We start from the raw sequence: 14,000 nt of genomic DNA on the forward strand, positions 1-14,000 counted from the left end.
TCTAAAAACAGGCGTATTTTTATTTTAAATCTTAAATCCCTGAGAAGCCGCCTTTACAAGTTTTGATTTTAAAAGCAGGTTTTCGTTTCTGAGTTGATTTAATTCATACTGCTGGGTTTTTATAGTTTCTGCAAGTTCTCCCATGCTCAGCGCTCCTGTGCCAACCAAGTCTTCGACATAGGACATTTTTTGAGAATAGTCGTCATTTGCCTCTTCGTTTGCAAGTTCGTATGTTGAGTCGAGAACGTCCGTTGAAAAATCATCAAATTGAAATGTTTCGCTCTGAAGAATTTTTTCTGCAATTCTGTAAATTGCCTGACTGATTACCGCATTTGGTTTGTAGTTTATGACCGGCAATCTTGATGAAAGCGCTTTGTCCTGCAAGGTGTCGCGGTACATTACTCCAAGAGATTCTACGTCGATTCCGAGATATTGCTGGCATGAACGGCGAATTTTCAGGGCTTTGTCGGCATCTTTTGGTTCGTCAATCATATTCATGACAAGGCGCGGATGGAATTGTCTCATGCGGTTTTCAAAAACTGCCGCATTTTCCGGATCAATCTCGCGCAGCGCTTCAATCATTTTTGGAATGTAAAGCCTCTGGAGGGAAGATGAGTCGTTTTTGAGTTTTTCAAGATATTTTGCGGCCGGGCTGTTTTTTTTGAATGAACTTGCCATGAGCCGGAAAACTGCGTTTTTTAAAAAAAGATAGCCGTTGAGGGTTGCCGTGACTGTTGGCGCCGTAACTACGATTCCCTGTGGAGAAAGAAGAAATAAATCGAGGATTGTAAGGTGGGTTCCGGCTCCAAGGTCGATTATAAGGTAGTCGCAGTTTAAATTGCGGAAATTCCGGATAATTGAATTTTTCTGGGCGCTTTTTAAGGTGCTCAGGCCCGGAATTTCAGAGTCTCCTGCGATAAAAGAAACATTTTCGTATTCTGTCGGCTGGATTATGTCTTCAAATTTGTTTTCGCCTGTAATGAAAGTGCCGATTCCTTTTTTTGCAGAAAACTGGCCGATTACAAGATGAAGGTTCGATGCACCTAAGTCGAGGTCTGCCAGAATTACTTTTTTGCCGGCCTGTCCGAGTGCGATTGCGAGATTTGCAGAAAGAAGACTTTTTCCTACGCCTCCTTTTCCGCTTGCGATTGGAATGATTTGCATGGCTTTATTCTAGCATAGTGAAAACAGAAAATACAGAGGTTCTTTCTATAGAAAAAATATGAATTTTCCGAAAAAAAAGGAACCTAATTCTTTCTCTTGCCTTAAAATAGATTGAAGTCTAAAATACAGGCTATGAAAAAAATTAAACATGGCATAAAAGTTGTTTTTTTGTATTTTTATGCAATAATCTTTGCTTCTCAGTGTTTTGCCGAATCTTCTTCAAATTCGACATCGAAAATAAATAAACGTTCACAGCAATATATGGAAATGATGAACGGAGTTTTTGACTTTGTTCAGAGAAATTATGTTGATGAGGTTGACCCTGAAACGCTATATACGGGCGCTCTAAAAGGAATGCTTTCTGCCTTGAACGATCCGTACACCGTCTACCTGGACAATTCGACTTTTAGAAGTTTAAATGACACTACAAAAGGAAAATTTGGAGGAGTTGGACTTTCTATTTCCAAGGCATTTATTTCTACTCCAGAAAAACCGGCTTATGTAGAAGTTGCCTCGCCTGTAGAAGACACACCTGGATTTAAGGCTGGAATTCAGGCTGGAGATTTGATTATTTCTGCAAACGGAACTGACACTTCAAAAATAACAATGGACGAAGTTTTGGATATTTTACGCGGTCCTGTCGGAGAAAAAGTCGACCTTGTGATTCGCCGTGGACAAAATATTGAATTTCCGGTGACATTAAAAAGAGAGATGATTGAAGTTCCGACGGTAAAATTTGGAACAATAAAGGAAGTTGAAAAAGCCGGAACTGTAGGTTATGTAAGAATTATTGAATTTACACCGCAGACAGCAGAGCGCGTTCAGCAGGCTTTGGATTCGTTTAAAAAAGAAAAAATTTCTGCTTTGATAATTGATTTGCGCAACAATCCTGGCGGACTTATAACGTCTGTTGTTGATGTTGCGGATAAATTTATTGATAAAGGGCCGATTGTTTCGACAAAAAGCCGTCTTGCCTTTGAAAATTCTGTTTTTACGGCAAGCCCACGCAAAACGACTTTTAAAAAAGATATTCCTATTATAGTTTTGATCAACAAAGGTTCGGCTTCTGCTTCTGAAATTCTTTCTGGCGCGTTAAAAGACAATCATCTGGCTTACCTTGTTGGCCAGCGCACTTACGGAAAAGGTTCTGTTCAGCAGGTGCTTCCACTTTCTTCGACAGACGGCATAAAAATTACAATGGCGCGTTATTACACTCCGAGCGATACTAATATCGACAAAATCGGAATTCCGCCGGACAGAGAAGTTTTATTCCCGGATTTTACAGAAGATGGCGAAAAGCAGTATACCGAATTGATGAAAAGCGACGAAATTGAAAAAGTCGTTGAACAGAATAAAAATATGACGGAAAAGCAGATTGCAGATTTTGCAGAAAAATTGCACGAAAAATACACTGCAATCGATTTACCGACACTCAGAAAACTCGTAAGAAACGAAGTAACCCGCACAAAAGGCACAATGCTTTACGATTTGGATTGGGACGTTCAGCTTGTTGCGGCCCTCGATATTTTGAGCGGAACCAAGGCTGAATTTGAAGAACTTGTAAAAAATACAAAAACTCTTAAAGAATTGCAGGAAGAGGCGGCTTTGAAAGACGAATCGCTGTCTGCCGAAAAAAAATGAGGCAGTTTGTTTCGACAGTAAATCCAGACAAAAAAGGACTCATCGAAATTAACGGAAAAGATTTTCGTTATTTAAAACAAGTTCTCAGGCTTTCTGTCGGCGATATGCTTTATGTCCGTTTGCCAGACGGAAAACTTTCTGGCACGACGGTTGCAAAAATTGATGAAAACAGGCGCGCGGTAACTTTGCAAGTTTGCGATTCTGTTTTGGAAGTTTTAAAAGAAGAAGGCGAAAGTCAGAGCGAATATTGCCCGGAAACAAATTTGTATCTTTTTCAGTTTATTGCAAAAAGTTCAAAAATGGATTTGATTGTAAGGCAGGCGGCAGAATGTGGAGTTTTAAAGATAATTCCTGTGACTGGGAAATTTACGCAAAATGGCGGAGCAGAAAAGAATTTCCGTAATTCACGTTATGAGCGGATTGTAAAAGAAGCTCGTCAGCAGAGCGGAAGTCCGGTTTCGACCGAAATTGCAGAAACCTTGACGCTGGATGAAGCCTGCGCTTTCTGGAAAAAAATTGCCGGAGAAAATTCAAAAGACGGTTTTGCCTGCGTTTTGTACGAACGAAGCGAAAAAACAAAAAATCTTTACGAAGCTATCCCGGATTCTGAAAAAATAAAAAATTGCGCGGTTTTTTGCGGGGCGGAAGGCGGAATAAGTCCCGAAGAAATAGAAATCCTTTCTAAAAATGGAATTGTTCCAGTTCACTTTGAAACAAATATTTTAAGATGCGAAACTGCAGCGCTTTATGGCATTGCCTGCGTGCAGAATGCGGTAACGGGAAGAAAAATATGGCAGAAGAATTAAGAAACGAAAATTCAAAACTTAAAAGAATAAATTTGCTTGGCGTTCCGGTCGATGTCTGCAATCCTGGCGACATGGACGAAGTTATTCTTGAAATTCTCGCAAAACCCGGCACAAAACAGATAGTCTTTCTTTCTGTCTGGGATTTGTTAAAGGGCAGAAAAAAGAAAAAGAATTTTAGCAAATATTTACATTCTGCCGATTTAATTTTGCCGGTTTCTAAAAGTATTATCTGGGGCGCAAAATTCTTAAAAAAAACAGTTCCCGTAAGATACAATCCTTTTTCCGCAGTAATTGCGATTTTGTCGGTTATGGAATATCACTACAAATCGCTGTTTTTGCTCGGAGGCCGAAAAAAGGCTCTTCAAAAGGCAGAGTCAAATTTGCGTTCAACCTTGCCAAACCTTCAGATTGTCGGCCGTTATGTCGGTTATTATTCAAAGGATATTGAAAAAGATGTGGTTCAGGCAATCTACAAAGCGTCGCCTTCCCTCGTAATTGTGAGCGATGGAATAAAAGAAAAAAAATTGTGGGCTTATAATCGGCGGAACAATTTTGCTTCGAGCATTTTTTTGTATTACAAAGATTGCATTGGAATTTTTTCTGACCGCGTAAAAAGAGTGAGCGAAAAGACTTTTGATCGTGGACTTGAAATTTGGGCGGAAATTTTTAAAAATCCTTTGAAAATTTTTCTCATTTTTCCGTATTTGCGTTATATAATTTTAGTATTCTGGTACAGACTTTTTAAAAAGAATTCCTGAGAGTTTTTTTTGGAAGGCAAAATCTTTTTTTTCTCGCAAAATCCAGCATTTGTTTCGATGTGCGCAAATGTGTTTTCTGGTTTCTGTTGTTTTGAAGTTTTAAATTCAGAAAAATCTTTTAAAAATTGCCTTTTGCATTTTGCGAACTGTATTTTTTTGTGCGATTATGAGCTTTTTAAGGGCGATGAGCTTTTTGACGAAATAACAAAATACAACGGACACAAAATTTTCTTTTTGACGACAAAGATTCAGCACAGTTCTGATATTCCAAAATATGTAATTCATCTTCCGTTTGGGTTTCCGCACCTTTTAAAAATGATTGATTTTGAAACTGATGACGAAGAAAATTCTTTTTGCAAAAAAAATGTCTCTTTTAACTTGGCAGGTTCTTCGCCGAGCGTAAAAAAATTACGTCTTCAGATTGAACAAGCGGCAAGGCTCAAGGACTGCGTTCTTTTTACTGGCGAAAGTGGAACTGGAAAGTCGCTTGCTGCAAAAATTCTGCACGAAATGAGCCCTGCCGGAAAAAAAGGCAAAAAACTTATAACAGAAAATATTTCGGCGATTTCCGAAAATCTTGTCGAAAGTGAACTTTTTGGCGTAAAAACCGGAGCTTTTACTGGCGCAAACTGTGAGCGCGAAGGTTTGATTGGCAGGGCGGATGGAAGCTCGATTTTTTTTGATGAAATTGGCGATTTTCCGCTGCATCTTCAGCCAAAACTTTTGCTTGCCGTTCAGGACGGTTTAATCCGAAAAATCGGAAGCGATGAAAGCCGGAAAGTCGATGTAAGATTTATTTTTGCAACGAACCAGGACTTGCGGAACAAAATAAAAAATGGCGGTTTTAGGAAAGACTTGTTTTTTAGGATAAGCGCAGTCGAAATTGAAATTCCGCCGTTAAGAAAAAGAAAAGAAGACATTTCTGAACTTTCTACTGAATATTTTAAAAAGCGCGGACTGGATTTTTCGATTTCCAAAACCGCACTTTTAAAACTTCAAGATTACGACTGGCCTGGAAATATTCGCGAACTTGAAAATTGTCTGGCAAAAGCGGTCAGAAACTGCAATAAAAATGTTATTGGTCCTGAGCTGATTCATTTTTTTGAGCAAGACCTGCAATTTTGGTAAAGGTTTTTTCAATATAGGAAGCTTCGCCTTCGCTCAGAGACGCTCTTGAAAGAATTCCCCGCCAAAAATTTTCCATGTCTTCTCTTCCGGCAACCTTGAAAAAACCTGTTTTTTTGAGGCTTTCTGAAATCGTGTTTACAGTTTTGTCCAGACGCTCGAGGTTTACAGGAACATAGCCCGGACTTATTTTTGTCTGAGTCCTAAAAAAGTGATATGCAATAATTTGAACTGCATGCGAAAGATTTAGGGAAGCAAAGCCTGGCGAAGAAGGAATCGTAACTCCGATTGTACATTCTGAAAGTTCTTCGTCGGAAAGACCTGTGCGTTCATTTCCAAAAACTGCCGCGACAGTCTGTCCTTTGCTTTTTTCTGTTCCTGAAACATCCGAGGCGAGTTTTGCAAATTCTTCCGGGAGCAAGAGTTTGTCTTTGCGTTTTTTTCCTCGCCGGCGTGTTGTGCCTGCGGAAAGCGCGCAGTCTTTTGTGGCTTCTGTAATCGAATTAAAAAATTTTGCGTTTTCCCAAATGTCTGCCGCGTGAATTGCAAGCCGCCTTACATGCTCGTCGTCAAAATTTTCTCTTAAGCCGACAATTCGCAGGTCAGAGAGCGCATTGTTTGCCATTGCGCGGCAAACCGCTCCAACGTTGCGGCTTTCTTCGGGATTTACAAGGACGATTGCAATTTTGTTAAGGTTCATTTGTGGTTTGCTCCAGATGAAAAACTTGTAAAGACATTTTAGCGTTTTTGCAAAAGGCTGTCATTTAATTTTGATTTTTTGATTAGTTAAAAAAATTGCTGTATAATTTTTTGCATGAAAAATTTTGAAGGAAAAACCGCACTTGTTGTTGGCGGAAGCGGTGGAATTGGTTTTGAAATTTCCAGAATGCTTTTTAAGAACGGAGCGAATTTAATAATTCATGGACGAAATTTGCAAAAACTTGAAAAAGCAAGACAAAAGCTAAAAAGTGAATTTGAAAATAAGCCGGAAATAAAAATTGTGCCGTTTGATTTTGAGCGTGAACCTTTTGAAAATCTGCAAAATTCCGGACTTATAAATGAAATCCAAAAAACAGACATTTTGTGCGTCTGCTACGGACCTTTTTTGCAAAAAAGTTTAGATAAAATGAGTTTTTCTGAGTGGCAGAAAATTTCGCTTTTAGATTATGCCCTTCCTGGAATTTGCGTGAGTGCGGTTCTTTCGGGAATGAAAAAGAATCACTTTGGAAGAATTTTGCTTTTTGGCGGAACAGGAACAAATTTTCGTTCGGAGTTTTTGACAAATGCCGCTTATGCCGGCGCAAAGACTGGACTTGGCGTTCTTGTGCAGTCGGTTGCCTGCGGATTTTCGGACGACGGAATTACCTGCAATGCGATTTTGCCGGGCTTTACCGAAACTGAATATCAGAGCGAAAAAATTCTTGAGGAAGGCAAAAACAAAATGCCCGGAAAAAAATTGATTGAAAGGGAATCGATTGCCAGCAAGGCGGAGTTTTTGCTAAAAAATGACGATCTGAACGGAGTCTTGCTGAAAGTTGACCGTGGATGGAGTCCTTTGAACGCCGGAAAATGAAGTGACTTTTACGCGCAAAAATAAAAATTCACGTGAACCGAAAATATAGCCCTGATTGTAGCAGCGCGAAGCGTCCGGCTTTGCCGGATAAAACTGCGAAAAGCAGGTTGCGGGCGGTGGATGTGCTGTATTTTTTTGATTTTCTGGAATTTGATAAATTTGACATAATAGCGATTTTTGTCTTATAATTTAACAATATCGAATGTTAGCAGGGGTTTTATGAGTAACAACAATATTGTTCCTGGATTTAATGACGAAAAAGATGACAGTCTCAGAATAAATCTTGAAAAAGTACCAGAGGTTGAAAACTGCCTGACAATATATTTGATTGGATACATTGACACTTACAATTCGAGCTTTTTTCAGAAAAGAATTGCAAGGGTTGTCGAAGCAGGTTATGTAAATCTTATTTTTAACTGCGCTTCTCTGAATTATGTTTCTTCGACTGGAATTGGTTCTTTTACTGCGTTTTTAAAAATGGTAAAACCGAAGGGCGGAGATGTTGTTCTTCTCGAAATTCAGCCGAAGGTTTACGAAGTTTTCCAGCTTTTGGGCTTTAGCCAGTTTTTTAATATTAAAGATTCGATGGGAGATGCTGTCAACTTTTTCAAAAACGGAACTCAGGTTGAAGAAAGCGTTTTTCCGAAGATTTTTAGCTGTCCTGTTTGTTCAAAACGCCTTAAGGCGACAAGAAGTGGACGGTTCCGCTGTTCTGAATGTAAGTCGATTCTTGCAATTGACCAGCAGGGCGCAGTTTTTTTGGGATAAAAATTTTTATAAAAAAATTGCATGGAATTTTGTGCCGGCTCTTGTGCTTTTTGAAGGTGAGCAAAAGAAGTGGCGCGTAAAACTTTGTTTGAAAATTAAATCCGCTGGCATGAAAAGTGCAGGCGGATTTTTTTATGCCCAAAATAAAAAAAACTGGCAAAATAAAACTCGGCAGAAGTTTGCTTGTGGAAATTATTGACAGAAATTATTGGAGGAGTTTTGTAAATAAATACGTTTTTGAAATACTTGTGGATAAACTGTGGTTTTGTGCGGAAGATTGTGTATAAGTTGTGGATACTTGTGCATAACTTGTGGATAAAATGTTTAGAAACGTGCGTATAGTTAAAAATTTAGAATGAAAAAGGACAGAACTTGTGAACGGTTTTTTGCCGAATTGAATGCCTGTTTTGTTATTTTGTTGTATTGTATGAAATTAACGAAATGGGTAAAATCTTAAAACCGGTTATTTTTTTTTAATAACGTTTGTTCGTTTTGCCGAAAATTTAATAACTAACGAAAGTTTGTGTGCACAACTTGTGGATAACTTGTGAGTATGAGGTTTATAAAAGCTGATGAAGACCGCTTTTAATATGATTATTTATTATCTTGTTGCAACATTTTTGGGATTGATTGTTGCCGCAGGAATTTATATGCTTTGCTGCGATTTGACACTTTTGGTTGCAGGCGAAAAATTGAATTTTTTTAACTGGGACTTTTTTGTCCGCGGTCTTTTTGTCGCTTTTCCGCTGACTGTAAGTGTTGTTCTCGGATTTACAATTTTTTATGGAATCCGCCATCGGGAAAATCATTTTTTTCGTCTTGGCGCCTATATTTTTTTGTGCGCGCTTACCTGGTTTTGTCTGGTGCCAGTTTGCTTTAACCTTCAAAAATCTTACGAAGACAAAAAAACAGAAAATAATCAAAAAAAACTTTTGTCGTCTGGTTTTTTCAGGCCGGAGGCAGGAGGCGTTTTTTATTTTTCCCGGGTTGAAGAAAATGGAAAATCAAACGGTCTTTTTATTGATTTGAGCGGAATTACTGGAGAAGCAGGCTCTATCGTCAGATTTTTTGATTCTTCTGTGGAAGAACTTTATGACGGAAAATATTCAGACACTTTGATTCGCGACGTCGTAAAGCTTCCTCTGGTTTTGCTCGTGCCTTTGCAGGTTTATTCAACTTTGATAGAAAATGCACGTTCTGCCTGGAATAGTGGCTGGCTGAGCTGGATTTCGTTTTTGAGTTTTGTTCTTGCGCTTTGTTCGGTAATTTCGTTTCAATATACGAGCGGCTGGCGGCTTATAAATGCGCTAAGCGTAATGTTTGTCGCTGGCGTTGTCTGTCTTGTGAATTATTCTTTTTATAAAGGATTTATTTTTAAAAATCTGCGGATTTCATGGAATGAACATTTGCTTGCAGTCGAACCTGGCGAAAAAATGAATTTTATTCAAAAAATTTTTGAAAATTCAGAACCTCTTCTTGTCGCGATAAATCTTTTTTTATTTGCCTTCATTCTGGTTTCTGGAATTCTTTTATTCATATTCAAATATAAAAACAAAAAAGAGGCTAAACAATGAGAAAATCCGCTGCAATAATTTTTTCTTATGCTTTTTTGGTTTTTGCGCTTTGCCTTGGAATTTCTTCTTTTATTGGAAGCGTTCCCGTAGTTCTCGAGGAATACCGGCGGACTTATATTTTTTGCCGCGGATTTTTGTGTTTTTTTAGATTTTTGCCTGCGGTTTTAAGTTCCGGCTTTTTGGTTGCTCTTTCGATTTATTTTGGAATTGATTCCGAAAAAGCACAGATGCGCTTTAGTCCGGTTATTGTAAAAGATTTTAAAAGAACTATGGTTTTGTCGCTGATTCTAGTTGCCGTTATGAGCGGAGTTGCAGAAATTGCATCTCCGATTGTCCAGCGAAAAAAAGACTATGCTGAAAATTCTGAACGGCTTTTGACAGAATATATTCAGCTTGGAAACGAATCTCTTGCTGCCGAAAATTATGTTTTGGCTCACCGTTACGGAAGTCAGATTCTAAAAATTCGGCCGGCAAGTTCGGAAGGAAAAAATTTGATCGACAAGTCGGAAGCGGTATTAAAAGCAATAAAGAAAATTTCTCCAGAAACAGAAAAAGTAAAAACAGGCGGAGAACTTCATATTTTTGATGAAATTTCTGGCGAAACGGTAACTTCCCTCATCAATAAATCAAAAATGGCGGCAGAAAAAGGCAAATGGTTTGAATCTCATTATTTTGCCCAGCTTGCCACAACCACTGGTTCAGAAAAAGACATAAACATAAAAGAAGCGCGCAGGCTTGCAAGCCAGGCATGGAACGTTTTGCAGTCTGTTTCTCCTTCAGAAAAGACGCGGGACCAGATCCTGTTTGCAAAAAAGCGTTCTGCGTATAAGGCGCTCTCCGAGGGCAATAATATTGAAGCTTATTACCAGTTTGTGGAAATTTCAAAGCAGGATGTCGAATGGGCTTCTGATCCGGATGTGACGGAATTTTTGACGATTGCGCGCAACCGTATGGAAAAACAGTGCTTTTTTATCGACGAAACCGACAGCCTTAGAACTTTTGAAAATTTCCTGAATGTTTATTTTACGGTAAAACATTCGGACGGACAGACAGATGTTGTTTACATTCAGGGAATTACACCGGTTTATGACAACGGCGGAATGGTGCAGTATTTGCGCGGTCTGACGGTGACAACCTTTGCTAAAAACGGAAGTTTTATAAAGTCATTCAGCGTTCCTTACGCAAAAATGCTTTCGGTTGCAGTCAGCTCTTTTGACGAAAATTTGCGTGCTCAGCTTGACCTGCCTCAAAAAGTAAAACGGGTTCCGTATATTTTGTTAAAAAGTCTGGACAGAAACGGACGCGAAAAAATAATTCTTCCAAAATACGAATTTTCAGATTCTCTGCATCCCGACCAAAAAACGCAGCCGATTTCGACAGTGCTTGCCATGTCGGTGGAAGATTTTTTTACGGCTTGCGAGCAGAGCGCCGGATTAAGGACAATGCCGTTGGACACGCTTTTAAAAACTGCCGGAAAAGCGCAGAATTTTGGTTTTTCCAACGAAATTTCCGGCGCATTTTTAATAAAACGAATCACTTATCCGCTCATAATGATGACGATTTTAATTTTCTTTGCAGGACTGGCCTGGAATTTTAGAATTCACAAAGAGCAGGTTTTTAAATTTGTCTGGGTTTTTATAATTCCATTTTGCACCCTGGCATGCGACGCGTTTATTCAAATTATTTTGTCAATCGCCGAGCTTTTTAATTTTATGCTCGTGAGTGTCGCCGGAACGGCCTCTCTTTTAGTGGCCCTCGGATTTTGGATTGTGGTTTTCTTTTTTGCAGTATTTTATTTTGTGACTAGAAAAACGAATTAAAATTTTGGACGGCAATTTGCGCTCTAACCAGCTGCTTCGGGTTCCGCTGTCCGCTCCATTGCAAATAAATTTGCAACTTACGCCCTGCGCATCTGGCGTAAGTTGTTTTTTGTAGCTTTAATTTTTGCAGTTTTAGCTGATTTCCACACGTTTTATGTGTGCGCCAAGACTTTGCAATTTTTCTACAAGATGTTCATATCCTCGTTCAATCTGATAAATATTTGAAATTGTCGATTCGCCATGTGCGGCCATTGCTGCAATTACCATTGCCATTCCCGCGCGCACATCCGGCGAAACAAGGTTATCTCCGTGCAAGGTGCTTGGGCCGGAAACAACTGCGCGGTGTGGATCGCAGAGTGTAATTCTTGCGCCCATGCTTATAAGTTTATCAACAAAGAACATTCTGCTTTCAAACATTTTTTCAAAAATCAAAACAGTTCCTTCAACCTGGGTTGCAACAACTGTCATAATCGAAGTTAAATCAGGCGGAAATCCCGGCCAAGGACTGTCATCAATTTTTGGAATCATTCCTCCCAAGTCAGTATTCACCTTCATTTCCTGACCGACTGCGACTGTCAAAGTGTCGCCTTCGATTGTCCATGTTATTCCAAGCTTGCCAAATGCAACGCGCAAAGGTCTCATGTCTTCTGCGCGGACTCCTGTAATTGTAATTGAGCCTTTTGTTGCCGCGGCAAGTCCGATATACGAACCGATTTCCATAAAATCCGGTCCGATTGAAAAATCAACTCCGTGGAGTTTTTTTACGCCGTCGATTACAAGGATATTCGAGCCGATTCCTGAGATTTTTGCTCCCATTGCAACGAGCATGTTGCATAAATCCTGCACGTGCGGTTCTGAGGCCGCATTTGTGATTTTTGTTCTTCCTTCTGCAAGAACAGCCGCCATAACTGCGTTTTCTGTTGCCGTAACGGAAGTTTCGTCAAGAAATAAATCTGCTCCAACGAGCTTGTTTGCTGTAAAAGTAAATGGACCGTCAACTGTTATTCGTGCGCCAAGTTCCTGAAGAGCGAGAAAGTGAGTGTCCAGACGCCTGCGGCCGATTACATCGCCTCCTGGAGGTGGCATGACAGCTTTTCCAGCTCTTGCAACGAGCGGACCTGCAAAAAGGATTGAAGCACGGATTTTTTTGCTCAATTCACTTGGAATATCAGTTTTTTCGATTTTTTTTGCTTCGATTTTCCAGGTGTGATGTTCAATTTTTTCGACACTTGCTCCGAGCGATTGCAATATTGAAATCATTACCGAAGTATCTTCAATGTCGGGAATATTTCGCAAAATTACAGTTTCGTCTGTCAAAAGAGAAGACGCAATGCACGGCAAAGCAGAATTTTTGTTTCCGCTTGCTTTTACGGTTCCGCGGATTGGAATTCCGCCTTCGATTTTGTATTCAAACATTTTGTTCTCCAAAGTGTTATTTTTTCATATTTTGTTTCGGCTTAAATTGAGCACAAATTTATAAGGACTTCCAAAGCCTTGCTCATTTCGTTCAAACTTGCCCATTCTGAGCGAGAATGAAAATCGTGGCCGCCAGTAAAAATATTTGGCGTTGGAATTCCCATTTCTGTAAGCTGTGAACCGTCTGTTCCTCCGCGGATTGGCGGAAAAATCGGCTCAATTCCGGCAGATTTGTATGCGTTTACAAGTTTTTGCACGGTTTGAGGAGAATTTTCAAGTCCGTTTTTCATGTTTGCATACTGAAAAGTGTGTTTTACTTCTGTTTTTCCGCCAAAAATCAGGGCCGTTGTCTGTGCAAGTTTTTCGATTAAAGCTTTTCGGTTTTCCATTCCTTCTGTGGAAAAATCCCTTAAAAAAACAGTAACTTCTGCTTTTTCGATTGTACCGGAAATTTCCATTGGCGCAAAAAATCCTTCAAAACCACAGGTTGTTTCTGGAGCTTCGTGTCGTGGAAGTGAAGCAATAAAATTTGCCGCCATAACCGTCGCATTTACCATTTTGCCGCGCGCGCTTCCTGTATGAGTTGAAATTCCTGTAAATTTAATTTCGCTTTTGCAGGCGTTAAAACATTCGGTTTCGAGTTCGCCCAAATTTCCGCCGTCTACAGTGTAAGCTTGTTTTGATTTTATTAGGTTGAGAGGAACGTTGTCCATTCCATGTCCAGTTTCTTCGTCTGGGCTAAAGCAAATTTCTATTTCGCCGTGTTTTATTTGCGGATTTTCCTTAAAAAAAGCAAGTGTCTGCATAATTTCGGCAATTCCTGCTTTGTCGTCAGCGCCCAAAAGTGTTGAGCCGTCCGTCGAAATTATCGTGTCGCCGTCTTTTTGTGTAAGAACAGGTTTTACATTTTGACCTGAACATTCTTCTACAGTGTCCATGTGCGCAAGAAGACAAAATGAATCTGAAACATTTGCTCCGTCCGAAGCCTGCAACCGACCGTAAACGTAGCATTTTTCTGTAATTTGAACGTCGGAAAGACCGAGTTGTTCAAGTTCCTCTTTTAGAAGCCTAGCTAAGTCAAACTGTCTTTCGGTCGAAGGCTGAAAACCCGAATCGGCACGGGAACTGTCGCTGGTTGTCCAAATCTGAACATACCGTAAAAACCGTTCAAGAAGAGCATTTTTTTGCCCGTCAGAAATAAAAGCCATAAAAGCATTATAAGCAAAAAACGAAAAATAAAACAGAGGAACGTTAAAGCGTTTTAAAACTCTTTACAATGTATTTGAAAGTTGCTGTTTTTTACCTGTTTCTATTGACAGAAACAGAATGTTGATATATTGTTTCTTTTAATAGAA

The 14,000-nt window shown here is 39.5% G+C and carries 12 protein-coding genes; 8 read left to right on the forward strand and 4 right to left on the reverse strand.

The window, feature by feature from the left end:
* Positions 1–24: 24 nt before the first annotated feature.
* A complete protein-coding gene (locus tag B5D47_RS08155; RefSeq protein WP_078931340.1) occupies positions 25–1,164 on the reverse strand; it encodes a P-loop NTPase in 1,140 nt (379 codons plus the stop codon).
* Positions 1,165–1,296: 132 nt separating this feature from the next.
* On the opposite strand from B5D47_RS08155, the gene B5D47_RS08160 reads away from it, so the two are divergent.
* The 4 genes from B5D47_RS08160 to B5D47_RS08175 all read left to right on the forward strand — a co-directional run bounded on the left by B5D47_RS08160 (position 1,297) and on the right by B5D47_RS08175 (position 5,497).
* Positions 1,297–2,805 carry a S41 family peptidase gene (locus B5D47_RS08160; RefSeq protein WP_078931341.1) on the forward strand — a complete coding sequence of 503 codons (1,509 nt, stop codon included), beginning with the start codon at positions 1,297–1,299 and terminating at the stop codon, positions 2,803–2,805.
* Positions 2,802–3,611 (forward strand): RsmE family RNA methyltransferase, encoded by an 810-nt coding sequence (locus tag B5D47_RS08165; protein WP_078931342.1) that lies wholly within the window; start codon positions 2,802–2,804, stop codon positions 3,609–3,611. The genes B5D47_RS08160 and B5D47_RS08165 overlap by 4 nt, the downstream gene beginning before the upstream one ends.
* Entirely contained in the window at positions 3,596–4,369 is a 774-nt protein-coding gene (locus tag B5D47_RS08170; protein WP_078931343.1) for a WecB/TagA/CpsF family glycosyltransferase, read from the forward strand. Before B5D47_RS08165 ends, B5D47_RS08170 begins: the two co-directional genes overlap by 16 nt.
* Before the next feature lie 132 nt (positions 4,370–4,501).
* On the forward strand, positions 4,502–5,497 hold the full coding sequence (locus B5D47_RS08175; protein ID WP_159443512.1) for a sigma 54-interacting transcriptional regulator: 996 nt from the start codon (positions 4,502–4,504) through the stop codon (positions 5,495–5,497).
* On the opposite strand, the gene B5D47_RS08180 is transcribed toward B5D47_RS08175, so the two are convergent.
* Positions 5,445–6,194: an RNA methyltransferase gene (locus B5D47_RS08180; RefSeq protein WP_078931345.1), complete on the reverse strand. Its 750-nt coding sequence runs from the start codon at positions 6,192–6,194 to the stop codon at positions 5,445–5,447. The genes B5D47_RS08175 and B5D47_RS08180 overlap by 53 nt on opposite strands.
* A gap of 114 nt (positions 6,195–6,308) precedes the next feature.
* Here B5D47_RS08180 and B5D47_RS08185 point away from each other — a divergent pair, with 114 nt between their 5' ends.
* The 4 genes from B5D47_RS08185 (at position 6,309) to B5D47_RS08205 (ending at position 11,229) form a co-directional block, all read left to right on the forward strand.
* Positions 6,309–7,067 (forward strand): SDR family NAD(P)-dependent oxidoreductase, encoded by a 759-nt coding sequence (locus B5D47_RS08185; protein ID WP_078931346.1) that lies wholly within the window; start codon positions 6,309–6,311, stop codon positions 7,065–7,067.
* Positions 7,068–7,286: 219 nt separating this feature from the next.
* The gene (locus tag B5D47_RS08190; protein WP_078931347.1) at positions 7,287–7,835 is read left to right on the forward strand and encodes an STAS domain-containing protein; all 549 of its coding nucleotides are present in this window, start codon (positions 7,287–7,289) and stop codon (positions 7,833–7,835) included.
* Between the two features lie 572 nt (positions 7,836–8,407).
* Complete coding sequence (locus B5D47_RS08200) at positions 8,408–9,409, forward strand: hypothetical protein (RefSeq protein ID WP_078931349.1); 1,002 nt, start codon at positions 8,408–8,410, stop codon at positions 9,407–9,409.
* On the forward strand, positions 9,406–11,229 hold the full coding sequence (locus B5D47_RS08205) for a hypothetical protein (protein ID WP_078931350.1): 1,824 nt from the start codon (positions 9,406–9,408) through the stop codon (positions 11,227–11,229). The genes B5D47_RS08200 and B5D47_RS08205 overlap by 4 nt, the downstream gene beginning before the upstream one ends.
* A 132-nt stretch (positions 11,230–11,361) precedes the next feature.
* On the opposite strand, the gene murA is transcribed toward B5D47_RS08205, so the two are convergent.
* Positions 11,362–12,645 (reverse strand): UDP-N-acetylglucosamine 1-carboxyvinyltransferase, encoded by a 1,284-nt coding sequence (gene murA, locus B5D47_RS08210; RefSeq protein ID WP_078931351.1) that lies wholly within the window; start codon positions 12,643–12,645, stop codon positions 11,362–11,364.
* Between the two features lie 41 nt (positions 12,646–12,686).
* A complete protein-coding gene (gene pepT / locus B5D47_RS08215) occupies positions 12,687–13,853 on the reverse strand; it encodes a peptidase T (RefSeq protein ID WP_078931352.1) in 1,167 nt (388 codons plus the stop codon).
* Positions 13,854–14,000: the final 147 nt, after the last annotated feature.

Origin of the sequence: Treponema berlinense, from assembly GCF_900167025.1 — a bacterium.
Taxonomy (GTDB): Bacteria; Spirochaetota; Spirochaetia; order Treponematales; family Treponemataceae; genus Treponema_D; species Treponema_D berlinense.

Coding starts and splice junctions, on each gene's coding strand:
- B5D47_RS08155 (WP_078931340.1), bottom strand. CDS start 1,164: ATGCAAATCATTCCAATCGCAAGCGGAAAAGGAGGCGTAGGAAAAAGT.
- B5D47_RS08160 (WP_078931341.1), top strand. CDS start 1,297: ATGAAAAAAATTAAACATGGCATAAAAGTTGTTTTTTTGTATTTTTAT.
- B5D47_RS08165 (WP_078931342.1), top strand. CDS start 2,802: ATGAGGCAGTTTGTTTCGACAGTAAATCCAGACAAAAAAGGACTCATC.
- B5D47_RS08170 (WP_078931343.1), top strand. CDS start 3,596: ATGGCAGAAGAATTAAGAAACGAAAATTCAAAACTTAAAAGAATAAAT.
- B5D47_RS08180 (WP_078931345.1), bottom strand. CDS start 6,194: ATGAACCTTAACAAAATTGCAATCGTCCTTGTAAATCCCGAAGAAAGC.
- B5D47_RS08185 (WP_078931346.1), top strand. CDS start 6,309: ATGAAAAATTTTGAAGGAAAAACCGCACTTGTTGTTGGCGGAAGCGGT.
- B5D47_RS08190 (WP_078931347.1), top strand. CDS start 7,287: ATGAGTAACAACAATATTGTTCCTGGATTTAATGACGAAAAAGATGAC.
- B5D47_RS08200 (WP_078931349.1), top strand. CDS start 8,408: ATGAAGACCGCTTTTAATATGATTATTTATTATCTTGTTGCAACATTT.
- B5D47_RS08205 (WP_078931350.1), top strand. CDS start 9,406: ATGAGAAAATCCGCTGCAATAATTTTTTCTTATGCTTTTTTGGTTTTT.
- murA (WP_078931351.1), bottom strand. CDS start 12,645: ATGTTTGAATACAAAATCGAAGGCGGAATTCCAATCCGCGGAACCGTA.
- pepT (WP_078931352.1), bottom strand. CDS start 13,853: ATGGCTTTTATTTCTGACGGGCAAAAAAATGCTCTTCTTGAACGGTTT.